The sequence below is a fragment of the Nocardioides luteus genome, assembly GCF_015752315.1.
Classification (GTDB): Bacteria; Actinomycetota; Actinomycetes; order Propionibacteriales; family Nocardioidaceae; genus Nocardioides.
The window spans coordinates 3467403-3490776 of record NZ_JADOVJ010000001.1; the positions used below are offsets into that span (position 1 = coordinate 3467403).

Sequence of the window (23374 nt, forward strand, 5' to 3'; positions counted from 1 at the left end):
CCCCAGCGTTACTGCTCAGCCTTACGTAGCCTGGCAAGCACCATCGGGCCCACCTCCGTCACGGTACCCGCTCCGAGAGTCAGAACCAGGTCACCCGGACGGGCGCGGCGGGCCAGCTCGACGGCGGCCTCCTCGAGCCCGGCGACGCTGACCACCCGGTCGGGCGGCAGCGGCACCGCGTCGGCGACGAGCTTGCCGGTGACCTCGGGGTCGTAGTCCTCGCGGGCCAGGTAGACGTCGAGGACGACGACCTCGTCGGCCGCGCCGAGCACGCGGCCCATCTCCTCGCCGAAGATCCGGGTGCGCGAGACCATGTGGGGCTGGAAGGCCACGATCAGCCGCCCCTCCCCCGCCACCGACCGGCCGGAGACCAGGTCGCCGGCGATCTCGGAGGGGTGGTGGGCGTAGGAGTCGTAGACGCGTACGCCTGCGGCCTCTCCCTTGCGCTCCATCCGCCGCCGGGTGCCGGTGAACGACTCCAGGCCCGCCTTGAGCAGGTCGAAGGAGTGGCCGAGGCGCAGGCCCACCGTGAGCGCGGCGAGCGCGTCGGCGACGTAGTGGCGCCCGGGGATCTGCAGCGTGATCCGGCCGAGCTCGTCGAGCCCGTCGACGACGGTGAACGAGGAGGTGGTGCCCTCCAGGACGATGTCGACGGCGCGTACGTCGGCCAGCTCCGACTCACCGACGCCGATGAAGCGGCGGCCCAGGGAGTGGGCGACGTGGCGCAGGTCGGCGGCGCCGGGGTCGTCGATGACCGCGACCAGGAACCCGTCGGGGGCCAGTCGCCCGACGAACTGGGCGAAGCCCTCGCGGTAGGCCTCCTCGGTGCCCCACTGGTCGAGGTGGTCGGCCTCGACGTTGGTGACGACCGCGGCGTAGGGCTTGTAGACCAAGAAGGCGCCGTCGGACTCGTCGGCCTCGGCGACGAACAGGTCGCTGGAGCCCTCGGCGGCGTTGGTGCCCGAGGCGGCCAGCTCACCACCGACCGTGTAGGTCGGAGCGGCGCCGGCGGCCTGCAGGGAGACGGTCAGCAGCGAGGTGGTGGTGGTCTTGCCGTGGGTGCCGGCGACGGCGAGGACGCGGCGGCCCTCCATCACCGAGGCCAGCCCGGCCGATCGCGGGTAGATCCGCAGGCCCTTCTCGACGGCCGCCACGTACTCCGGGTTGTCCTCGCGGATCGCCGTGGAGACGATCAGCGTGTCGACGCCGTCGACCTGGGAGGCGTCGTGGCCGACGAAGACGGTCGCGCCCTCCTCACGCAGCGCCGCGACCATCGAGGAGTCGGCGCCGTCGCTGCCGGAGACCTCGATCCCGCGGGCCAGCATGACCCGGGCGATCGCGGACAGGCCGGCACCACCGATGCCGATGAAGTGGACCCTGCCCAGCCGCTCGGCGGGCAGGATCTGCTCGGGAACCGGAACCCTCATGACTTACCTCCTGCGACGACCTCGAAGATCATCCGCGCCAGCCGCTCGTCGGCGTCGCGCGGGACCAGGTCGCTGGCCGCCTTCGACATGGCCTCGAGCCGGGCACGGTCCGTGACGATCGGGGGTACGTGGCTGGTGACCCACGCGGCGTTCATCTCGGCGTCGGGGACCAGCACCGCGCCACCGGCGTCGACGACCGCCCGGGCGTTGAGCGACTGCTCGCCGTTGCCGATCGGGAGAGGTACGTAGACCGCCGGGACGCCCACCGCGCTCGCCTCGATCACCGAGTTGGCGCCGGAGCGGCAGATCATCAGGTCGGCGGCGGCCAGCGCGAGATCCATCCGGTCGACGTAGTTGAGCACGTGGTAGCCGGGGCCGGGCGAGGCCAGCTCGTTCTTCGGGCCGATCACGTGGAGCACCTGGATCCCGTTGCTGGCCAGGGCCGGGTAGGCGCCGGAGACCGCCTCGTTGATGGTCCGGGCGCCCTGCGAGCCGCCGGTGACCACGATCGTGGGACGGTGCTGGTCGAGCCCGAAGAAGCTGCGCGCCTCGGCACGCAGCGCCCAGCGGTCGAGCGTCGAGATCATCCGGCGGATCGGCAGGCCGATGTACTCGGCCTTCGGGAGCTTGGTGTCCGGGAAGCTCACCGCGACCCGGTCGGCGACCCGGGCGCCGGCCTTGTTGGCGAGCCCCGGCATCGCGTTGCCCTCGTGCACGACGATCGGGATGCGCCTCCGCTTCGCGGCGAGGTAGGCGGGCATCGAGACGTACCCGCCGTAGCCGACGACGACGTCGGGACGGACCCGGTCGAGGACCTCGTAGGTCGCGTCGACCGCGCCCTTGAGGTTGGCCGGCACCTTGAGCAGGTCGCTGCTGAGCTGGCGCGGCATCGGGACCGGCGGGATCAGCTCGAGCGGGTAACCCGCGGCGGGAACCACCTGGTTCTCCAGGCCGCGAGGCGTGCCGAGGCAGGTCACCTCCACGCTGGGGTCGAGACGGCGCAGGGCATCAGCCGTGGCGAGCAGGGGGGATGTGTGTCCAGCGGTGCCACCGCCGGCGAGGAGGGCCTTCATGATGCGTCAGAACTTATCGGTTGCGTTGTGCGGATCGGTAGGCGGCTGCCTGGCGCGCCCGATCCTTTGCCAAGGCTTTACGCTGCTTCAGCGCCGCCGCCGCTGCCGGTTCACGACGGGCGAAGCCGATCACGACGCCGAGCGCGACCATCGACGGGATCAGCGCCGAGCCACCGTAGGAGACCAGCGGCAGCGGGATCCCGATGACCGGCAGCAGCGCGAGCACCATGCCGACGTTGATGATCATCTGGCCGAGCAGCCAGACCAGCACACCGAAGCTGAAGTAGCGTACGAACGGCCGGTCGGTCTGGCGCGCGACCTTGATCAGCGCGAAGGCGAGGGTCAGGAAGAGGCCGACGACGAGCAGGGTGCCGACCAGGCCGAGCTCCTCGCCCAGCACCGCGAAGATGTAGTCGGTGTGGGCCTCGGGCAGGTCGCCCCACTTCTGCTGGGAGGCCCCGATCCCCTGCCCCAGCACGCCGCCCGAGCTGAGCGCGTAGAGACCGTGGGAGGGCTGCCAGCCCTGTCCGTGGTAGTCCTTGAACGGGTCCGCGAAGCTGGTCAGCCGGGCGAGCCGCTCGGTGTCGGTGCTGATCAGGAACAGCACCGAGACGCCGATGATCGAGATCGCTATCCCGAAGAGCCTGCCCGGTGCGCCCACGACCCAGAGCATCCCGAGCGCGATCGCGAAGAAGACCAGGGCGGTGCCGAGGTCCCGGCCGGCGAGGACCAGCCCCGTGGCCACCGCGATGCCGGGCAGGACCGGCATCAGCACCTCGTGGAGGCTGTCGAGACGGCGCTCCTTGAGCGCGTAGACGTGGGCCGACCACAGCACGATCGCCAGCTTGGCGATCTCGGACGGTTGGATCTTGACCGGGCCGGCACCGATCCAGTTCTGCTGCCCGTTGACGTCGTGGCCCAGGAAGATCGTCAGGAAGAGCAGCACGCAGGCCACGACGTATCCCGGCCACGCCAGCCGGCGCAGGTCCTTGGGGCGGATCCGCGAGGCGATGAACGCGCACGGGATGCCGATGATCACCCAGAGCACCTGCCGCCCGACGATCGCGTAGGAGTTGTCCATCTGGGTGTAGGCCCACACGCTCGAGGCGCTCAGCACCATGATCAGCCCGATGGTCAGCAGCAGCGAGGTGCTGGTGAGCAGCAGGTAGTAGGCGGCCAGGGGCCGGTTCAGGGCCACCCGCAGCGCATGGAACCAGGCCTTGAGGTAGCCGAGGACCGACTTCGGGTACGCCTTGGCCTGCTCGGCCGAGCCGGCACCGGTCTGGTCGGGGCTGGTGGTCGTCACGGTCCTACCTCCCCGTTCCTGTCCCAGTACGTCCGTTACATTCTCGCCGCCGTCGCGGCGCTCCCGGCGCATCTCCCCCCGCGTGTCGGCTCCCGGCCGGGCGGCGGTCAGACGGTGCGGCGTACGGCGTCGGCGAACGCGTCGCCGCGGGCCTTGTAGTCGCGGAACTGGTCCTGGCTGGCGCAGCCGGGGGCGAGCAGCACGGTGTCGCCGGGCTTGGCCAGCGCGGCGGCGATCTCGACGGCCTCGGCCAGGGCGGCCTCGCCGTCGGGGTCGTCGAGCTCGACGATCTCCAGGTCACCGGCGTGGGCGGCGAGGGCCGAGGCGATCACGTCGCGGTCCTGGCCGATCAGGATGACGGCCCGCAGCCGCTCGTGGATGGAGGCGACCAGGTCGTCGAAGCGGGCGCCCTTGGCCAGCCCGCCGGCGATCCAGATCACCGGGTCGTAGGCCTGCAGCGAGGCCTGGGCCGCGTGCGGGTTGGTGGCCTTGGAGTCGTCGACCCAGGTGACGCCGCCGACCTCGGCGACGACCTCGATGCGGTGGCCGTCGGGGCGGAAGGACTTCAGCCCGTCGCGTACGGCGGCCTGGGAGACCCCGTGGGCACGCGCGAGCGCGGCCGCGGCCAGCGCGTTCTGGACGTAGTGGGGCGCGGAGGAGGCCAGGTCGGAGATCTGGCACAGCTCGGCGGCGGAGGTCTGGCGCTCCTCGATGAAGGCCCGGTCGACCAGGATGTCCTCGACGACCCCCACCTGACCGACGGCCGGGGTGCCGAGCGTGAAGCCGATCGCGCGAGCACCCTCGACGACGTCGGCCTCCTCGACCAGGTGCATGGTGGCCTCGTCGGCGACGTTGTAGACGCAGGCCCGCTCGACGCCCTCGTAGACGCGGCCCTTGTCGGCGGCGTACTCCTCCATCGAGGGGTACCAGTCGAGGTGGTCCTCGGCGATGTTGAGGACGACGGCGGCCTCGGCGGCCATCGAGGAGGTGTAGTGCAGCTGGAAGGAGGAGAGCTCGACGGCGAAGACGTCGTAGGGCTCGGGGTCCATCACGGCCTCGACGATCGGCAGGCCGACGTTGCCGACGGCCACGGACCGCAGCCCTGCCGTACGCAGGATGTTGTCGAGCATCTGCACGGTCGTGGTCTTGCCGTTGGTGCCGGTGACCGCCAGCCAGGGCGCGGCGTTGTCGGGGTCGCGCAGCCGCCAGGCCAGCTCGACCTCGCCCCAGATCGGGATCCCGCGCTCGCGCGCCTGCGCGAGCAGCGGCGCCGTCGGCCGCCAGCCGGGAGAGGTGACCACGACGTCGACGTCGTCGGGCAGCACGTGGGTGGCACCCTCGCCGAGGCGTACGTCGGCACCCAGGATGCCGAGGAGCTTGGCCTTCTCCTGCCGCTCCTCGTCGCCCGGGGACTCGTCGAGCGCGATCACCGAGGCACCCAGGTGGGTCAGGTTGTCGGCGGCGGCGAAACCGGAGACGCCGAAGCCGGCCACGACCGCCTTCACGCCCTCCCAGGAGTCGTTGCGGCCGAGCTTGTCGAGCTTTTCAAGGTCCATCAGATGGTCGCCACCCATTCGGCGTAGAAGATTCCGAGGCCGGCCGCCACGAACAGGCCGGTGATGATCCAGAACCGGATCACCACGGTGACCTGTTCCCAGCCGAGGAGCTCGAAGTGGTGATGGATCGGTGTCATCCGGAAGATCCGCTTCGGAGTTCCCGTCAGGCGGCGGGAGAGCTTGAACCAGCCCACCTGCAGCATGACCGCCGAGGTCTCCATGACGAAGAGGCCGCCGAGGATGATCAGCAGGAACTCGGTGTGGGACAGGATCGCGAAGCCGGCGAGCACGGAGCCGAGCGCGAGCGAGCCGGTGTCGCCCATGAAGATCTTCGCGGGGCTGGCGTTCCACCACAGGAAGCCGATGCAGGCGCCGCTGATCGCGGCGCCGAGGATCGCCATGTCGAGCGGGTCGCGGACCTCGTAACAGGTGCCGATCTCCACGCTCGGCCGGCCGCAGCGCTGGTTGTTCTGCCAGATCGAGATGATCGTGTAGGCGGCGAAGACGATCGCCGAGGACGCGGCCAGCAGGCCGTCCAGCCCGTCGGTGAGGTTGGTGGCGTTCGAGGTGCCGGTGACCATCACCCAGAAGATCGCCAGCAGCAGCGCGCCGCCGAGCCAGAAGAGCAGGCCGTCGCCACCGAGGAAGTGGGGACCGAAGTCACGGATGAAGGAGAGCTGGTCGGCGGCCGGCGTGATGCCGTCCTCGTTCTCCATCGCCGGATGGATCGCCACCACGCCGAAGCCCACCGCGACCAGCGTCTGCCCGACCATCTTGGACCACGCGCGCAGACCGAGGTTGCGCTGCATGAAGACCTTGATGAAGTCGTCGACGAAGCCGACGGCGGCCATGCCCACCAGGAGGAAGAGCAGCAGGTAGGCCGTCGCGCTCGGGGCGTCGCCGGTCAGCAGCTTGGCCGCGATGAAGCCCACGAGGACCGAGATCACGATCGCGACGCCACCCATGGTCGGGGTGCCGCGCTTGGTGCGGTGGGTCGTCGGCCCGTCCTCGCGGATCTCCTGGCCGTAGCCCAACTTCGTGAACTGTACGATCGCAAATCGGGTGCCGAGCAGCGAGAACAGAAGCGCAATCGCTCCGCTCAGCAAGATCGCTCTCATGTCAGCCGGGTGCCTTCCTTGCCATGCCGTTCGTGGTCCTTGCCCCCGGGCCGGTGTGCATAGCGAAGACACCGGCCCCGGGCATTCTTCCCTACGGGTTCGCCGGCTCTGCGGCACCCCGCCGTATCAGCCCATCGGTCAGTGTGTCGTCAACGCCTCGCGGACGACCTGACGGTCGTCGAACGGGTGGGTGACGCCGTTGATCTCCTGACCCGTCTCATGCCCCTTACCTGCGACGACGACGATATCGCCGGGCTGGGCGAGGCCGATCGCGCGCTCGATCGCGGCCCGCCGGTCGCCGATCTCCTCGACGCTCGCGGAGCCGCCGGTGGTGCCCGCGAGCACCTGCCGCCGGATGCTCGCCGGGTCCTCGGTGCGGGGGTTGTCGTCGGTGACGATGACGTGGTCGGCCAGACGGGCGCTGATCTCGCCCATGATCGGCCGCTTGCCGGTGTCGCGGTCTCCCCCGGCCCCGATCACCACGATCAGCCGGGACTCGGTCAGCGGGCGCAGCGTGCCGAGCGCCGCCTCGACCGCGTCCGGCTTGTGCGCGTAGTCGACCACGACGGTGAACGGCTGGCCCTCGTCGATCCGCTCGAGGCGTCCCGGCACGCCGGAGCCCTTGGCGAGGGCGGTGGCGACCTCGCGCACCACGGTCTCGTCGCCGTAGGCATGGTGGATGCTGGCCAGGGCGGCGAGGGTGTTGCTCACGTTGTAGTCGCCGGCCAGCGGGCTCGCGGCCGGGAACGAGAGCCCGTCGGGGCCGTGGACGGTGAAGCTGGAGCCGTCGGGGCGCAGCTCGATGTCGGTGGCGCGCCAGTCGGCGGTGTCGTCGTGCAGGGCGTAGGTCAGGATCGGGATGGTCGCCTCGGCCGCGAGCCGCCGGCCGTGCTCGTCGTCGATGTTGACGATGCCCAGCTCGGCCCGCTCGGGGGTGAACAGGTCGGCCTTCGCGGCGTAGTAGTCCTCGACCGTCTCGTGGAAGTCGAGGTGGTCGCGACCGAGGTTGAGGAAGACGGCCACGTCGAAGACGACCCCGTCGACCCGTCCCATCACGAGGGCGTGGGAGGAGACCTCCATCGCGCATGCCTCGGTGCCCTCCTCCACCATCCGGGCGAAGAGACCGTGCAGGTCGGGCGCCTCGGGGGTGGTGAGCGGCGTCTTCACGTCGCGCCCGCCGATCCGGGTGCCGACCGTGCCGATCACGCCGGCACGGTGGCCGGAGTCGAGCAGCGCGCTCTCGGCCAGCCGGGTGGTCGTCGTCTTGCCCTGGGTGCCGGTCACGCCGATCAGCCGCAGCCTGCCCGACGGGTTGCCGTAGACGCGGGCCGAGAGGGCGCCGAGCACCTTGCGCGGCTGCTCCACGAGCAGCACCGGCAGCTCGCCGAGGCCCTGGGACTCCAGCAGGGCGGCACCGGCCGCGTCGGTGAGCACCGCCACCGCTCCGGCCTCGACGGCACCGGCGGCGTAGCCGGCTCCGTGGGCCCGGCTGCCGGGGAGCGCGGCGTAGAGGTCACCCGGGAGCACCCGTTGGGAGCTCAGCGAGACCCCGGTGACACGGGCCTCGCCGCGTACGTCCAGGCCGAACTCGCCGGCCAGCTCGGCCAGCGTCACCGGCTCGGTCACTCGCGGGCGGGTCGGGCTCTGTGGATCCGCCGTCTCGTACGCACTGCTCACCTGCGAAGGTTATCCGCCCGGCGGGACGAGGTCCCGCCGGGCCGACCTCAGGCGTGGCGCTCAGGCGTGGCGCAGCTGGGCCAGCGCCGCGGCGCTGAGCTCGTGCGGCTCCTCGCCGGGGACGACGAGCACGACAGGTACGCCGGCGGTGCGCACGACCGCGGAGGTGATCGAGCCGTCGGCGAGCTGGGCGGCGCGGCCCCGGGGTGAGGAGCCGAGCGCGAGGGTGCGGACCCGGGCCTCGGTGGCGTACCGGGCCAGCACCATCCCGGCGCTGGCGTGGTCGCCGACGCTGTGCAGGACCAGGCCGGTCGCGGTCACGCCGCGGGCGGCGAGGCGGTCGAGGTGGGCGCGGACGGTCGCGGCGGCCGTCTCGGGCTCCTCGGCGTCGATCGCGAACTCCTCGACGACCTCGGTCTCGCGGACGTGGACGACCTCCAGCGGGGCGCCCTCGGCCGCGGCCATCTCGGCGGCCCGGTCGACGACCGCGTCGGCGTCGAGGGTGGCGCCGACGGCGACCAGCACCGGCCGGCCCTCACCGCGGACCGGGCCGACGGGCTCCAGCGTCGGCGCGACCGGCTCGGCGGTCTCGGCCGACTCGGCGGCCGTGATCAGCCTGTGGCCGCTGGCCAGGACCGGGATCGCGATCAGGAACGCGGCGGCCCCGACGTAGAAGGCCACCGACTGGTCGGTCGCCTCGGCGATCTTGCCCGCGGCGAACGGCGCCAGGCCACCGCCGATGAAGCGTACGAAGCCGTAGGCCGAGGACGCGATCGGCCGCTCCACCGGCGAGACCAGCATGACCGCCTGCGTGGTCAGGGTGTTGTTGAGGCCGACGAAGATGCCGGACAGGACCACGGCCACGATCACCACGGTCGGCGAGGAGACGCCCAGGCCGATGACGGCGAGCAGGACGCCGAGGCCGAGCAGGTTGACGTAGAGGGTCGGCGCGGTGCCGAAGCGGCGCTGCGCCCACGGCGCGCCCCACACGGCGAAGATCGCGACCAGGATGCCCCAGGCGAAGAAGACCCAGCCGAGCTGCAGCGGGTCGTGCAGCCCCATCGGGTAGGGCGCGTAGCCGAGCAGGGTGAAGAAGCCCCAGTTGTAGAGCAGGGCCATGATGCCCATGGTCAGCAGGCCGCGGTGCCGCAGCGCGGCGATCGGGGCGAGCAGCGAGACCTTCTTCTCGGGCTTCGGCGTGGGCGGCAGGAAGACCAGCGTCGCGACCAGCGCGATCGCCATCAGCGCGGAGACGCCGAAGAACGGTCCACGCCAGGAGATGCCGCCGAGCACACCACCGAGGAGCGGTCCGACCGCGATGCCGAGGCCGAGCGCAGTCTCGTAGAGGATGATCGCCCCCGCGAATCCGCCTGTCGCGGAGCCGACGATGACGGCGAGGCTGGTGGAGATGAACAGCGCGTTGCCCAGGCCCCAGCCGGCGCGGAAGCCGACGATGCCGTCCACGCCGTCGACGGTCCCGGCCAGCCCGGCGAACACGACGATCAGGACCAGACCGAGGATCAGCGTCCACTTCGCGCCGATCCGGCTGGAGACCCAGCCGACGCCGATCATCGCCACGGCGGTCACCACCAGATAGCTGGTGAACAGCAGCGACACCTGTGCGGGCGTCGCCCTCAGCTCCTCCGCCAGCACCGGCAGGATCGGGTCGACGAGCCCGATGCCCATGAAGGACACCACGCACGCGAACGCGACCGCCCACACGGCGCGAGGTTGCTTGAACGGACTTGCGGCAGCTGCCCCTTGGTGGGAGCTCATACTTCTTGCCTCTTCTCAGACGTTGTTTCGTACGCGTCGCCGGCTGGCCGGCGCGTCAGGAATCGAGCACGGCGTCGATGAGCCGGTCGAGCGCGGGCAGCGCCGCCGCGATGGCGGCACGGTCCTCGGCCGAGACCCGGGCCAGGGCGGCGTCGAGCACACCGGCTCGCTGGCCCCTCCTCGCCTCGAGCACCTCTCGCCCGGCGTCGGTGATCTCGACCAGGACCGCCCTGCGGTCGGCGTCGTCGGCGACGCGGGCGAGCATCCCCTGCCGGGTGAGCCGGTTGACCAGCTGCGTCATCGCGGGCTGGGAAACCCCGGCGGTCCTGGCCAGGTCGGTGACCCGCTGCGCCCCGGTCCGGGCCAGCACGCCGAGCACCGTCGCCGCGGTCGGCGAGATGTCTCCTGCGGTCGACACCTCGCGCACCAGCCGCACCACCTTCTCGAGGGAGAGCGACAGGTCACGGCCGGAGGCTGGAGTCGTACTCACCAGAGAAACATAACATATCTATGTTATGTTTTCGGCCTGGAACGTCTGTCTCATCCGTCACAGCGCACAGGCAATGCCTGCACCTAGCCCCTCACCAACCAGTGGGCATCTTCGACGGCTCGGTGCCGGTCGGCGGGACGCCGTAGCGGCGCAGGGCGAAGGACATGATCTGGGAGAAGACCGGACCGGCGACGGAGCCACCACCGCCGCCGTTGCCGGGGTTGTGGATCGCCACGTAGACCGTGAAGCGGGGGTCGTCGGTCGGGGCGAAGCCGCCGAAGGAGACGGTGTTGGTGCCGTCGTAGCACTTGCACTCGGAGTTGACCCGCTGGGCGGTGCCGGTCTTGCCGGAGACGCGGTAGCCGGGCACGGCGGCCTGCTTGGCGGTGCCGTTGACCGGGTCGTTGATGACGCGCTCCATCATCTCCGCGGTCTGGGAGGCGGCCTCCTGCGACACCACGCGGTTGCGCGCGGCGGTGTCGGTGCCGACCTCGGCGCCGGAGTTGTTGGTGGCGCTCCCGACGATCAGGCTCGGGTCGATGTGCACGCCGCCGTTGGCGATCGTGTTGAGCGCCGCGGTCATCTGCACGGCGTTGACCGAGATGGACTGACCGAAGTCGATGCGGTCCTCGTTGGCGTCGTTCCAGGCCTCCGGCGAGGCCAGCAGGCCCGCCGACTCGGTGTCCAGGCCCAGCCCGGTGCGCCGGCCCAGACCGAACGCCGACAGGTACTCGCGCAGCTGGCCGTCGGCGTACTTGTCCGCGGCCATCACGGTGCCGATGTTGGACGACTTCGCGATCACGCCGGCGAGGGTGAGCTTCTCGACGCCGTGGGGATACCAGTCACGGATCGGGGCGCCGCCGGACATGTAGGACTCCGGCACGCGGATCCGGGTCGAGGGCGAGACGAGCCCCTGGTCGAGCAGACCGGCGACGGTGAGCACCTTCTGGACCGAGCCCGGCTCGTAGACGTTGGAGAGCGCGTTGCTCCCCCGCAGCGCCTTGGGCGAGGCCGCCGGGTCGCGGGCGTCGAAGGTCGGGTAGTCGGCCAGGCTGAGGATCTCGCCGGTCTGGGTGTCCATGACGACGGCCATACCCGACTCCGCGCGCGAGCTCTGCACGGCGTCCATCAGGGTCTGCTGCACGTAGTACTGCAGGTCGCGGTCGATGGTGAGGGTCAGGTCGTGGCCGTCGACGGGGTCGACACGGTTGTTGGTGCCCAGCGGCATCCGGGTGCCGCTGACCGGGCTGGTCGCGTCGTACTCGGCATGGCCGTCCTTGCCGGCCAGGTGCTTGTCGAAGGCGGCCTCGAGACCGGCGAGGGGGCCGTCGTTGCCGAGGAAGCCGACCAGGTTGGCCGCGACGTCGCCGTTGGGGTAGTTGCGCAGCGGGTCGCGGCTGGTCCACAGCCCCTGGTAGCCCTCCTTGGAGGCCTTCTCCACCGCCGCGGTCGCCTGCGTCGCGGGCACCTGACGCTTGATGTACTGGAACCGGCTGCCGTCCTTGCGCAGCTTGGCGAGCGCGGAGGCGTAGTCGACCCCGAGCTCCTTGGCCAGGAACGCGGCGATCGCCGGGGCGTCCTTCTTCGTCTGCTTGGGGTCGGCCAGCACCATCAGCCCGTCGGAGGAGTCGGCCAGCGCCTCGCCGTCCCGGTCGAGGATCTCGCCACGCTCGGCCGGCAGCACGACGTCGACGACGTTCTCGGCGGCCGCCATCGCGGCGTACGAGTGCGGGTCGATGCCCTGCAGCTGCACCAGCCGGCCGCCGAAGACCGAGAGCACCATCGCCACCAGGATGAAGCCGACGCGGAGCCGGATGTGCACCGGCCCGCGCCGCCGGGTCGAGGCGGACGCGGGCCGCGGGGCAGGCCGTCGCGCCGGCCGGCGGACCTTGCGCTGGACCTGTCGGCTGGCCATCGCTCTCCTCCCCTACCGAGCGTCGCCCGAAGACGTACGCTGCTGCTCCTCGGCCGCCTGCTTCTCCGCCGCCTCCTGGGCGCGCTTCTTCTCGGCGAGCTCGGCAGCCTTCTTCTTGGCCGCGGCCGCCTCGGCCGCCTTCTGCTCGGCGACCAGCACGCTGTAGGGCTTGGCGACCTTCGGGTGCAGCGGCGGCGTCGCGGACCGGTCGGCCGGGGCCGCCTCGCCCTCGATCTTGGCCTCGGGGACCCGCAGCATGGCCGCGTTCTGCGGCACGACCATGCCGAGGTTCTTCGCCTTGGCGGCGATCTTGTGCGGGTCCTCCATCTTCTTCAGCTCACCGTCGAGCGCCTGCTCGCGGGCGGCCAGGGTGGTCGCCTGCTCCTGGAGACGCTGCTCCTGGAAGGCCGACTGCTGCATGGAGGTGTTGAAGACGAGCAGGCCCACGACGCCACCGACGAGCAGCATCGAGACGAGCACGACGAACGGCAGCCGCGGCGCCATCGGCGCCGGCAGCGGCGCCGGGACGGCGGCGAGCCGTGGCTGGGTCGTCTCGGCCGCCCGGTCCGGGCGGCGCGCAGGCGCCTGTGGCGCGGCGGCGATGCTCATCTGGTTGCTCCAGGGGTTGGCTTGGCTGTCTTGTCTCTGGGGTTGGATCGGGGCTTGACGCGCTCCACCGCGCGCAGCCTCACCGAGGCGGCGCGCGGGTTCTCCTCGATCTCCGCCTCGGTCGCCTGCTCGGCACCACGGGTGAGCAGGCGGAAGGACGGCTCCGCGTCGGGCGGCACGAACGGCAGGTCCGGGGGTACGTCCAGCTTCGTCGCCTCGGCGAAGGCCCGCTTGGTGAGCCGGTCCTCGAGCGAGTGGTAGGACTCCACCACCACCCGGCCACCGACGCCGACGGCCTCGAGCGATGCCGGCAGTGCCGTACGCAGCGCCCCGAGCTCGTCGTTGACCTCCATCCGCAGCGCCTGGAAGGTGCGCTTGGCCGGATGTCCGCCGGTGCGACGGGCTGGTGCCGGGATCTCCGCGTAGAGGAGCTCCACGAGCGGGCCCGAGGTCGTGAACGGCTGCTTCTCGCGACGCTTGACCACGGCATGGGCGATCTTCTTGGCGAACTTCTCCTCGCCGTAGTCCCGCAGGATCCGGGTCAGGTCCGCCGCCGAGTAGGTGTTGAGGACGTCGGCCGCGGTCTGGCCACGGGTGGCGTCCATCCGCATGTCGAGCGGCGCGTCCTCGGCGTAGGCGAACCCACGCTCACGCTGGTCGAGCTGCATCGAGGAGACACCGAGGTCGAAGAGCACCGCCTGGACCTCGTCCAGCCCCTGCTCGGCGACCACGTCGAGGATCTCGTCGTAGACCGCGTGCACACCGGTCCACCGGTCGCCGAAGCGCGCCAGCCGCTCCCCCGCGATGCCGAGGGCGTAGGTGTCGCGGTCGATGCCGATCACGCGCGACCCGGGGATCCGCTCGAGGACCGCCTCGGTGTGACCGCCGTGGCCGGTCGTGCAGTCGACCAGGACGCCGCCGTCGGCGAGCGCGGGTGCGAGCAGGTCGACGATGCGGTCGAGCATCACCGGCACGTGCTTCTGGTTCGTCACCGCCTCGACCCCCATCGCACGGCTTCGTCTGGTGTGTGTTCTCGCCCGCCTCTTCGGCAGAGCCACGGGCTGACAACGCCACGGATCCGCAGAGCCAGGTCTCATGCCCGCTCCGTCACCACCAAGTGCCGTCCGGAACCGGGGAAGGTGCCCCGGATGGCTGGATGAGTGGAGCGGGACTGAGACCTCGTCCTGCGGATCCGCTGTTGACTTGTCTTGTTCTTGTCGCTTTGTCGATCTGTCCCTTTATCAGTCCGTCGACTCGTCGAGGTCTGCGAACTTGGCCTGTGCACCCGCGGAGTACTCCGCCCACTTGGCCGGGTCCCAGATCTCGATCCGGTCCATCACACCGATCACGACGACGTCCTTGACGATCCCGGCGTAGTCGCGCAGGAGCGGCGGGATGCCGATCCGGCCCTGCTTGTCCGGTGTCGTCTGCTCGGCCCCCGCAAAGAGGACACGGGCGTAGTCGCGTGCGTCCCGAGAGGTGAGCGGCGTCTGCTGGGCCCGCTGCGCCTCCTGCATGAAGACGTCCTCGGGCCACACCACGAGGCAGTTCTCCTGACCTTGCGTCACGACAACCCCCTCCGCCAGTCGATCTCGGAACTTTGCGGGAAGGAAGATCCGGCCCTTCTCGTCGAGCTTCGGCGTGTACGTGCCCATGAAGAACATGTGCTCGCCCCCGCGGTCAGCTCAACGTGGATCGTTCCTCCACTTTGCCCCACCGTACCCCACAATCCCCCACATTCAAACCACCTTCCTCCCCCACGGGGTCATTTCCCACCACCGGCCGCTCCCCGCAGCCCGATGCGGCCAGGTCGTCGACCGCCGGCCGCGCGTCCCCCAGGCAGGTCACAGTCGGGTCAATGGCGCAGACGCCCGTAGGCGCTACCCCGTACGGTGTTCCCATAAGCAGGTGTGAGTCGGAAGGACGCGACGTGACGACGCCGTTGGAGGCCCCAGGATCGGGACCGGTGCATGGGGCAGAGATCGAGACATTGGTGCGGGTCGCGGGCCGCATTCGCGACAGCATCGAGAAGGTGATCGAAGGAAAGACCGACGTCGTCGACTCCACGCTCACCGTGCTCCTCGCCGAGGGGCACCTCTTGATCGAGGACGTGCCCGGAGTCGGCAAGACCCAGCTCGCGAAGGCGCTGGCGCGCTCGATCGACTGCTCGGTGCGCCGCATCCAGTTCACGCCCGACCTGCTCCCGAGCGACGTCACCGGGGTGTCGATCTTCAACCAGAACACCCGGGAGTTCGAGTTCCGCCCGGGTGGCATCTTCGCCAACATCGTGGTCGGCGACGAGATCAACCGTGCCTCCCCCAAGACCCAGTCGGCGCTGCTGGAGTGCATGGAGGAGCACCAGGTCACCGTCGACAACGTGACCTACCAGCTGGAGTCGCCGTTCATGGTGATCGCGACCCAGAACCCGATCGAGATGGAGGGGACGTACGCCCTCCCCGAGGCGCAGCGCGACCGGTTCATGGCGCGGGTCTCGATCGGCTATCCCCCGGTCGGCTCGGAGATCGCGATGCTGGCCAGCCACAGCGCATCCAACCCGCTCGACGACCTCGACCCGGTGACCGACGCCGCGGAGATCCGCAAGCTCGTCGGCGTCGTGAACCAGATCTACGTCGCCGACTCCGTGCGCCGCTACACCGTCGCCCTCACCGCGGCGACCCGCGCCAACAACGAGCTCGCCCTCGGTGCCTCGCCCCGGGCCAGCCTGCACCTGCTGCGGGCCGCGAAGGCTCATGCCGCTCTGCACGGACGCGAGTTCGTCCTTCCCGATGACGTACGCAGGCTGACCGGCCCGGTCCTTGCCCACCGTCTCCTCCCCAGCGCCTCCGCGGCGATGCACGGCCGGTCGGTCACCGACATCCTCGAGACCGTCGTGTCCGCCGTGCCGGTGCCGCAGTCCTGATCCACCAAGGAGTCATCCGATGCGTGAGGCGCTGTCCGGACTGACCGTCCGGGGCCGGGCGTTCCTGGCCGCCGGGATCACCGCGATCGTCTGCGGGATCCTGCTGGACCAGTCCACGCTGTCCAGGATCGGGATGCTGCTGGTCGCGCTGCCGCTGGTCACCGCGGTGGTCGCGGCCTGGGGCCGCTACCGGCTCGCCCTCGTGCGCCACATCGAGCCGCACCTGACCGAGGCCGGCCAGCCCGCCAGGGTCGAGCTGACCATCGCCAACGAGGGCCGGATCCCCACCGGCACCCTGCTGCTGGAGGAGACGGTCCCCTACGCGCTGGGCGGGCGCCCGCGCTTCGTGGTCGACCGGATCGGCTTCGGCTGGCGCCACAAGCTCGGCTATCAGATCCGCTCGGAGATCCGGGGCCGCTTCGACATCGGCCCGATGCGGGTGACGGTGGCCGACCCGTTCGGCCTGGTGGAGCTCAACCGCGCCTTCCACTCCACGCTCCCGTTCACGGTCACGCCGCGGGTGATCCCGCTGCCGTCCACCCCGCTGACCGGTAACGCGACCGCGTCCGGCGACTCCCGGCCGCGAGCCTTCCTCGGCGGCAGCGCGGAGGACGTCACGGTGCGGGAGTACCGCCGCGGCGACGAGCTGCGGCGGGTGCACTGGCGCAGCTCGGCCCGTCTCGGCGAGCTGATGGTGCGCCGCGAGGAGCAGCCCTGGCAGGCCCGGGCCACCGTCTTCCTCGACAACCGGCGCTCGGTCCACCGGGGCCAGGGCGCCGGCTCCTCCTTCGAGCAGGCCGTCGTGGTCGCCGCCTCGGTCGCGGTGCACCTGGTCGAGGCCGGCTACTCCGTACGCCTGGTGACCTCCGGCGGCGCCACCCCCGGGACCAACGCGGCCGGCGAGATCAACGCCGGCTGGCACGACCGCGAGGGCCAGGCCGACGCGGCCGCGCTGCTGGAGGCGCTCGCCGTGGTCGAGACCGTTCAGCACCACCACATCGACGCCTCCTGGATCGGCGAGGCCGGGCAGGGCGGCATCACCGTCGCGGTGCTCGGCTCCCTCGACGAGGAGGACGCCCGCGTCCTTCGCCGGGTGCGGCACCACACCGGGGCCGCCCTCGCCTTCTCGCTCGCCGTGGACGGCTGGAGCGCGGTGCACCTGGCCCCCGAGCAGCGGCGGCCCAGCGGCGTACCTCTGCTCATCCAGCACGGCTGGAAGGCGGTCGAGCTCGGCATCGGTGACTCGGTGGCCACGCGCTGGCGCGAGCTCGGCACCCGGGGTGCGGCCGCGGGAGCGGGGGCGGCACGATGATGACCTCCTCCGACGTACGCGGCGTCGTGCCCGCGATGGCGGTGCCGGTGACGTGCTTCGTGACCGTCCTGTTCGCGCTGTCCTCGTGGGGCTCGTTCACCAACACCCGCTTCCCCTACCTCGGCCCGATCCTGGTCGCCGGCCTGCTCGTGGTCGGCACCGGCATCTCCGCGCGGCTGCTGCGCGTGCACGGAGCGGTCGTGGTGCTGCTGCAGCTGCTCCTCGGCACGATCGCGACCAGCCTGCTGGTCGTCCAGCACCCCTTCCCCGTCACCGCCGGCGGCAGGGCGCGGGTCTCGGCCGCGATGACCGAGGCCTATGCCGCCTTCAACCCCTTCGACCTGCCGATGTCCGCCCCGGAGGTGGCCGCCTACCTCGTCCCGGGCGGTGTCGCGGCCGTGTTCCTGGCCGACGTCCTGGCGGTCTCGCTGCGGCGGCCGCCGATGATGGGGCTCGTCGTGCTGGGCGTGTTCACGGTGCCGTTCAGCATCATCGGCGCCGGTGGCTGGGGTGGGGTCTCCTGGGTCGTCTTCGTGCTCACCGCGACCGCGTTCCTGGTGATGCTGCGCTTCGATCGTGCCCAGCAGCTCGGCCGCTGGGGGCGGCGTCTCGACGAGGACCTCCCCGTGGTGCCGGCCGCCGGGCCGGCGGTCATCGGCGTCTCCGCGGTGGCGATCGCGCTCCTCACCCCGGCCTGGATGCCCAGCCCGAGCATCACCCTCCCCGGCCTGGGGCCGGGAGACGGCAGCGGCCAGCTGCGCGTGATCAACCCGACCGTCGGGCTCTACGGCGACCTGCGCAGGCAGTCCGACGAGGTGATGGTCACCGCCACCCCGGTCTACGACCAACCCGTCTCGTCGCCCTCCTACCTGCGGATCCTCACGCTCACGAAGTTCACCGGCACCGAGTGGACGCCTGGCAACCGCGACGTACCCTCCGACCAGACCGGCGTGGCCTCCTTCGATCCGCCGATGTCCGACGAGACGTTGCTGGGCGAGCCCACGACCTACCAGATGCGGGCCAGCGACAAGTTCGAGTCGACCTGGCTCCCGGTCTTCACCCATCCGCTGGAGATCACTGCCAGGGGTCCGTGGCGCTATGACGAGGACACCCTCGACTTCATGTCGACCGAGGGCCGGGACCACACCGTCGCCGGCGAGAGCTGGCGGATGACCGCCGCACCGGTCGAGCCGTCCCAGGCGCGGCTGCTGGCCGCGGGCGAGCCCGGGATCGGGGCGCCGACAGGGATGACCGACCTGCCGCTGCTCCCCGAGAAGATCGAGGAGATCGCCCTGGAGCGCACGGCCGGCCAGGACCGGCCCTTCGCCAAGGCCGTCGCCCTGCAGAACTGGTTCCGTCACAGCGGCGAGTTCGTCTACAGCCTGGAGCGCGACGTCGGCACCGACGGCGCGGCTCTGCTGGAGTTCCTGACGACCAACAAGGTCGGCTACTGCCAGCAGTACGCCACGGCCATGGCCGTGCTCGCCCGCGAGCTCGACATCCCGGCCCGGGTCGCCGTCGGCTTCCTCGACGGAGACCAGGACGAGGACGGCGTCTGGCGGTTCCGCGGCCGCGATCTCCACGCCTGGCCCGAGCTGTGGTTCGAGGACATCGGCTGGGTTCGCTTCGAGCCGACGCCCGCGGCTGCCGACACCAGGGAGCCGGGCTACACCGCCGGTGCGCTGGGCAATGCCCGCAACGAGCCGGAGGCGCCCGCGCCCAGCGCCGGCACGAGCGTGGCTCCGGTGCCCAACCGGCCGCAGCGCGAGGAGCCCGACCTGCCCGAGGTCGCCGACACCGGCACCGAGGAGTCCAACGCGGGGGCGATCTGGACCGGTCTGGGCATCGTGGCCCTGCTCGGAGCGGTCGCGCTCGCTGCGCCTGCGGTGATCCGTCGCCGGCGCCGGAAGTCCCGGCTGGCCGGCGACGCGGAGGCCGGCTGGACCGAGCTCGGCGACACCGCGATCGACCTGGGCCTGCCCTGGACCGGCACCCGCTCACCGCGGGAGGAGGCCACCAGCCTGGCCCCGCACCTGCAGAGCCGCGAGCCGATGCTCGCGCTGCAGCGCATCGTGGCCGCCGTCGAGCGCAACCGCTATGCGGAGCATCGCGACACCGCGGCGGTCGGGGACGACGTACGCCTGGTCTCGGTCGCGCTCAGGGCGCAGGCCGACCGGCGGGCGCGGAGGCGGGCACGACTGTGGCCGGCGTCGGTCTTCCGACGCCCGGCGGCATCGGCCACCGACGGACCGGCGGTGCGGTCCGAGCGGGAGCTGATCTCGTCCTAGAGGCCTCCTTGAGGCCCTAAGCCTCTACAGGTCGGCCTCTACAGGTCGTTGTCGCCGCGGCGGCGTTGCTTCCAGCGCTCGCTGGCCCGGTCGAGGAACGAGCTGCGTGGAGTGTGGTCCCCGTCGTCCTCCTCCACCGCAGCCGCACCGCGCAGGGCGGTGAGCAGCACGGAGGTCGAGGCCAGCATCACCAGGAAGCCGACCACTCCGACGATCCACATCCGTGAGATCACACCGGTCATCAGCAACGCGACTCCACCGGCGAGCACGATGCCCGCGATGACCGCGTGTCGACGTTGGGCACGGCGCAGGGCCGTGCCTCGGAGGGCGGAGGCGAACTTCGGGTCCTCCGCCGAGAGCGCGCGCTCCATCTGCTCGAGCAGGCGAAGCTCCTCTTCCGAGAGTGGCACCGTACCTCCCATGTCCTGTTGGGGCATCTCCAAGTCTAGGCACGCCATCCTGAAGGCGGTAGTGAGCCCGGAAAATTCTTGCCCCTCGACGTTCTGCCACATGGCACAACCACCACCGATTGTGTCAAGCGGATGGGCAGTTGCGTCAACCCCGGCCATGGTCGAGCAGGCTCGCCGGGCGCACCAGGCTGGACCCGAAGCGTTCGGCGACCTGATCGACGGCACGATCGGCCTCGGACCAGCCGCGTTCCCGCTCCCCCAGGACGAGCTGTCGGTCGGTGCCCTCGCGCGCGATCAGGTGCTCGACCCGCACGCCGACCAGGCGCAGCGCCCGGCCACGGAGGTTCAGCTCGTCGTAGAGCCGGACCGCCGTGGCGTGCACCTCCTGGGTGACGTCTGTGGGGTCGGGCAGCGTGCGGGAGCGCGAGATGGTCTTGAAGTCGGTGAACCGGACCGTCAGCGCGACCGTGCGGCCGACCGTGCCGGCCCTCCTCATCCGCCGGGTGACGCGGGCCGAGAGCCGCAGCAGCTCGCGCACGATGTCCTCGCGGTCGCTCAGGTCGTGGCCGAAGGTCTCCTGGGCGCCGGTCGACCGGTCGGGCAGGTCGGGGCCGAGCCTTCCGGTCAGCTCGCGCCGGTCGGTGCCGGTGGCGAGCCGGTGCAGGTGGCCGCCGAGGCGGGGACCGAGGATCTGATGGAGGGTCGGGACCGGGGTGCGGGCGATGTCACCGACCGTCTCGAAGCCGAGCCGGCGAAGCCGCTTGCGCGTGCTCGGCCCGACGCCGTAGAGCTCACCGACGTCGAGAGGATGGAGGAAGCCGGGGACGTCCTCCGGCCGGACGACCACGACGCCGTCGGGCTTCGCCTTGCGGCTGCCGACCTTGGCCACGCTCGGGGTCGGCGCGACACCGACCGAGCAGGTGATGCTCAGCTCCTCGGCGATCTGGCGACGGATCCGCTGCGCGATCTGCTCGGGGCTCCCGAACAGCCTGGTCGCCCCGCTGACGTCGAGGAACGCCTCGTCGACGCTGACCACCTCCACCAGCGGGGTGGCTCGGCGGAAGATCTCCCGGACCTGCTTGGAGACCTCGGCGACCTCGCCGAAGTCGAGGCGGACCGAGACCAGCTGCGGGCACAGTCGCCTCGCCATCGAGCCCGGCATCGCCGCCCGCACGCCGTAGGCCCGGGCCGGATAGTTGGCGCAGGTCACCACGCCGCGGGCGTGTCCCCCGACGACCACCGGCTGGTCCCACAGCTCGGGCTGATGCCTGATCGCCACCGAGACGAAGAAGGCGTCCATGTCGACATGGAGGATCGGGGTGACCTCCGGAGCGCCAGCGGAGGAGGTCACCCCGATCCTCCGAGGACGCGGACCAGCGCTGACTCGGCGCAAATGTCACGCCGGAGCGCTAGCGGAGGTGGGACCTTTGCGCCGCGTCGGCGCCCGTGGGCGAAGCGAAGCGAGCCGAATGCGAAGCGAAGCGAGCCCTCAGCGAAGCGAACCGAGCAAATGCAGCTGCGAAGCGAACGGCAGGTAATCCGGCCGCGTGGAGACAGCCTGCTCGAGATCGACCAGCGCACTGGTCGCCCCCGGCTCGACGTCGAGCAGCGACCCCGGCACATGATCGACGAACACACGTACGCCACGGACGTCCGTGACCTCGAACCCCGCCGCGTCCAGCAGCCCGGTGACCTCGTCGAGGGCGAACCGGCGACCGGAGCGGCCCTGCGGAGCGGTGTCGTCGAGGAGCTCGACGGCCTGCGCGAAGTGGCCGGCCAGGGCTCGGGAGAGGACGGCGGCGGTGCGCTGGGCGACCAGCAGGCTGAGGGTGCCACCGGGGCGGAGCACCTCGCGGATCCCCGCCAGTGCGGCTGCCGGATCGGGGACGACCTCGAGGACGCCGTGGCAGAGGACCAGATCGGCTCCGCCGGGGTCGGCGACGTCGGAGAGGGCGGCCAGGTCACCCTGGCGGGCGTCGACGGAGACACCGGCCTCGCGGGCGCGCCGGTCGAGCGCTGCCAGCGCGTCCGGGCTGGGGTCGACGACGGTGACCCGGTGACCGAGTCCGGCGATGCGTACGGCTGAGGTGCCGGTGCCGCCGCCGATGTCGAGGACGTCGAGCGAGCCGGAGGCCAGGACCGGGTCGAGCGCGTCCCAGACGGCGACGGTCCGGGCGCCTGCCCGACGACTGGTTGATGCGGAGCCAGCTGCCATGGGGCCAAGCGTAGGCCCTGTGCCCACCTCACCTGAATCAGCCCACGAGGCGGTCGTGACGGAGGCGGGTGACGTGGGAGGTGTGGGCCATCAGCCCGAGCGACTCCTCGACGACGGCGAGGAAACGGTCGGCGTCGCGCACCTGGTCGTCGGCCTCCTCGGCGGTGACAGCCCGGATCGAGCCGGCCTCCGCGGCGGCGCGCTTGGCGGCGCCCGCGGCGAAGTAGTCGGCCCACTCGGAGAGCTCGGGCGCGACCTTCTTGAGGCGGACCCAGGCGTTCCACGGACGGCGGCGGCCGGCGCGGCTCGCCGCCTCGACGGGATCGGTGCGGGCGGCGATCAGCGCCGCGGCGGCCTGGAGGGCGGCGACGTGCGCCATGGCGTACCTGCTCGGCACGTCGTCGGCCACGATGGCCTCCGAGAGGGACTCGGTGGCGCGGAAGAGGTAGCTGTGAGTCGTCGCCGGGAGCAGATGCATCGGGTCGTCCTTCTCGCTCAAGGTCGACCCCGCAGTGGACGGCTCCGGCGGGCGTCGGGGGTCGAGGACGACGCCCGCCAGAGCCTGGTTGTTCGAACATTTGTTCGAACACGAGATCAAACTACACCCCGCCACCGACAGTCACAAGACGTTTCGGTGACGGGGCGTGTCGAGGTGGTGCCGGGGGTCGCTCAGTCGTCGGCGACGGCGCCGCGGATCCGGTGCGGCGGGTGGATGTAGCGGGTGTTCGCCGGCAGCCACATGACCGCCAGCAGCCCGGCGGCGATGACGATCGCGATCCCGGTGAGCACGCTGATGGTCACCGGCGGGCCGGTCAGGATGCCGCCGATGCTGGCGACCGCGGAGATGAACACCAGGAACGTGATCACGATCCGGGCCCACTCGAATCCGTTGCGGAGGAAGACCGCGAGCACGCCGAGCATGCCCGCCATCACCCCGAACAGCGTGATCGCGGGGGCGATGAACGCCGGCGCACTGACCCGGTTGTCGGTCGGCGGGTTGATCAGGGCCTCGAGGCCCTCGGTCTCCAGGATGCGCTTGGCCGAGGGGTTGCCCTCCGCCCAGGCACGCACGAGGTCGTCGGAGCGCAGCACCATCACCACGACCACGACCGCGCTGAAGGCGATCAGGCCGACGATGAGCCGGATCGCCCACGTCATCTCGCGCGGCACGGGCTCGGCAGCGAGCGCTGCCACCTCGAAAGCGACCTCCGGGCCCTCGCTCACGACCACACCTTCGTTCTCGTCGGGTGTCGTCATGGTCATCCGGTCTCCTTGCGACGTG

The 23374-nt window shown here is 71.2% G+C and carries 20 protein-coding genes; 3 read left to right on the plus strand and 17 right to left on the minus strand.

Annotated features, from left to right (window positions below):
- Nucleotides 1-8 precede the first annotated feature (8 nt).
- The 12 genes from murC to mraZ all read right to left on the minus strand — a co-directional run bounded on the left by murC (nt 9) and on the right by mraZ (nt 14611).
- Nucleotides 9-1427: a UDP-N-acetylmuramate--L-alanine ligase gene (murC, locus tag HD557_RS16630; RefSeq protein WP_008363022.1), complete on the minus strand. Its 1419-nt coding sequence runs from the start codon at nt 1425-1427 to the stop codon at nt 9-11.
- Nucleotides 1424-2500: an undecaprenyldiphospho-muramoylpentapeptide beta-N-acetylglucosaminyltransferase gene (gene murG, locus HD557_RS16635; RefSeq protein WP_008363024.1), complete on the minus strand. Its 1077-nt coding sequence runs from the start codon at nt 2498-2500 to the stop codon at nt 1424-1426. The genes murC and murG overlap by 4 nt, the downstream gene beginning before the upstream one ends.
- 13 nt (nt 2501-2513) lie before the next feature.
- A complete protein-coding gene (ftsW, locus tag HD557_RS16640) occupies nt 2514-3806 on the minus strand; it encodes a putative lipid II flippase FtsW (RefSeq protein WP_008363026.1) in 1293 nt (430 codons plus the stop codon).
- Between the two features lie 107 nt (nt 3807-3913).
- Complete coding sequence (gene murD / locus HD557_RS16645; RefSeq protein ID WP_050801016.1) at nt 3914-5362, minus strand: UDP-N-acetylmuramoyl-L-alanine--D-glutamate ligase; 1449 nt, start codon at nt 5360-5362, stop codon at nt 3914-3916.
- A complete protein-coding gene (mraY, locus tag HD557_RS16650; RefSeq protein WP_040757062.1) occupies nt 5362-6480 on the minus strand; it encodes a phospho-N-acetylmuramoyl-pentapeptide-transferase in 1119 nt (372 codons plus the stop codon). Before mraY ends, murD begins: the two co-directional genes overlap by 1 nt.
- A 138-nt stretch (nt 6481-6618) precedes the next feature.
- A complete protein-coding gene (locus tag HD557_RS16655; RefSeq protein ID WP_196874689.1) occupies nt 6619-8157 on the minus strand; it encodes a UDP-N-acetylmuramoyl-L-alanyl-D-glutamate--2,6-diaminopimelate ligase in 1539 nt (512 codons plus the stop codon).
- A 60-nt stretch (nt 8158-8217) separates the two neighbouring features.
- Nucleotides 8218-9843, minus strand: a complete 1626-nt coding sequence (locus HD557_RS16660) for an MFS transporter (RefSeq protein ID WP_231380331.1) — start codon at nt 9841-9843, stop codon at nt 8218-8220.
- 145 nt (nt 9844-9988) lie between these two features.
- Nucleotides 9989-10423 carry a MarR family winged helix-turn-helix transcriptional regulator gene (locus HD557_RS16665; RefSeq protein WP_196874691.1) on the minus strand — a complete coding sequence of 145 codons (435 nt, stop codon included), beginning with the start codon at nt 10421-10423 and terminating at the stop codon, nt 9989-9991.
- Nucleotides 10424-10514: 91 nt separating this feature from the next.
- Nucleotides 10515-12338 carry a peptidoglycan D,D-transpeptidase FtsI family protein gene (locus HD557_RS16670; protein WP_008363041.1) on the minus strand — a complete coding sequence of 608 codons (1824 nt, stop codon included), beginning with the start codon at nt 12336-12338 and terminating at the stop codon, nt 10515-10517.
- Between the two features lie 12 nt (nt 12339-12350).
- Nucleotides 12351-12947, minus strand: coding sequence for a hypothetical protein (locus HD557_RS16675; protein ID WP_196874692.1), 597 nt, complete (start codon nt 12945-12947; stop codon nt 12351-12353).
- Nucleotides 12944-13954 (minus strand): 16S rRNA (cytosine(1402)-N(4))-methyltransferase RsmH, encoded by a 1011-nt coding sequence (rsmH, locus tag HD557_RS16680; RefSeq protein WP_008363045.1) that lies wholly within the window; start codon nt 13952-13954, stop codon nt 12944-12946. Before rsmH ends, HD557_RS16675 begins: the two co-directional genes overlap by 4 nt.
- Before the next feature lie 234 nt (nt 13955-14188).
- Nucleotides 14189-14611 carry a division/cell wall cluster transcriptional repressor MraZ gene (gene mraZ, locus HD557_RS16685; protein ID WP_008363047.1) on the minus strand — a complete coding sequence of 141 codons (423 nt, stop codon included), beginning with the start codon at nt 14609-14611 and terminating at the stop codon, nt 14189-14191.
- Between the two features lie 302 nt (nt 14612-14913).
- Here mraZ and HD557_RS16690 point away from each other — a divergent pair, with 302 nt between their 5' ends.
- From HD557_RS16690 to HD557_RS16700, 3 genes are read left to right on the plus strand one after another with little or no spacing between them, the layout of a single operon-like run.
- On the plus strand, nt 14914-15867 hold the full coding sequence (locus tag HD557_RS16690; protein WP_008363049.1) for an AAA family ATPase: 954 nt from the start codon (nt 14914-14916) through the stop codon (nt 15865-15867).
- A 19-nt stretch (nt 15868-15886) separates the two neighbouring features.
- Nucleotides 15887-17179, plus strand: coding sequence for a DUF58 domain-containing protein (locus HD557_RS16695; protein ID WP_196874694.1), 1293 nt, complete (start codon nt 15887-15889; stop codon nt 17177-17179).
- The gene (locus HD557_RS16700; protein WP_196874695.1) at nt 17176-19467 is read left to right on the plus strand and encodes a transglutaminase family protein; all 2292 of its coding nucleotides are present in this window, start codon (nt 17176-17178) and stop codon (nt 19465-19467) included. Before HD557_RS16695 ends, HD557_RS16700 begins: the two co-directional genes overlap by 4 nt.
- A 38-nt stretch (nt 19468-19505) precedes the next feature.
- Here HD557_RS16700 and HD557_RS16705 read toward each other — a convergent pair whose 3' ends face one another.
- The 5 genes from HD557_RS16705 to HD557_RS16725 form a co-directional block, all read right to left on the minus strand.
- A complete protein-coding gene (locus tag HD557_RS16705) occupies nt 19506-19877 on the minus strand; it encodes a DUF3040 domain-containing protein (RefSeq protein ID WP_008363057.1) in 372 nt (123 codons plus the stop codon).
- Between the two features lie 145 nt (nt 19878-20022).
- Nucleotides 20023-21228 (minus strand): DNA polymerase IV, encoded by a 1206-nt coding sequence (gene dinB, locus HD557_RS16710; protein WP_196874696.1) that lies wholly within the window; start codon nt 21226-21228, stop codon nt 20023-20025.
- 138 nt (nt 21229-21366) lie between these two features.
- Nucleotides 21367-22092 carry a methyltransferase domain-containing protein gene (locus HD557_RS16715; protein WP_231380333.1) on the minus strand — a complete coding sequence of 242 codons (726 nt, stop codon included), beginning with the start codon at nt 22090-22092 and terminating at the stop codon, nt 21367-21369.
- A gap of 37 nt (nt 22093-22129) precedes the next feature.
- Nucleotides 22130-22591 carry an SAV_6107 family HEPN domain-containing protein gene (locus HD557_RS16720; protein ID WP_196874698.1) on the minus strand — a complete coding sequence of 154 codons (462 nt, stop codon included), beginning with the start codon at nt 22589-22591 and terminating at the stop codon, nt 22130-22132.
- 170 nt (nt 22592-22761) lie between these two features.
- Complete coding sequence (locus HD557_RS16725) at nt 22762-23355, minus strand: hypothetical protein (protein ID WP_196874699.1); 594 nt, start codon at nt 23353-23355, stop codon at nt 22762-22764.
- Nucleotides 23356-23374 lie beyond the last annotated feature (19 nt).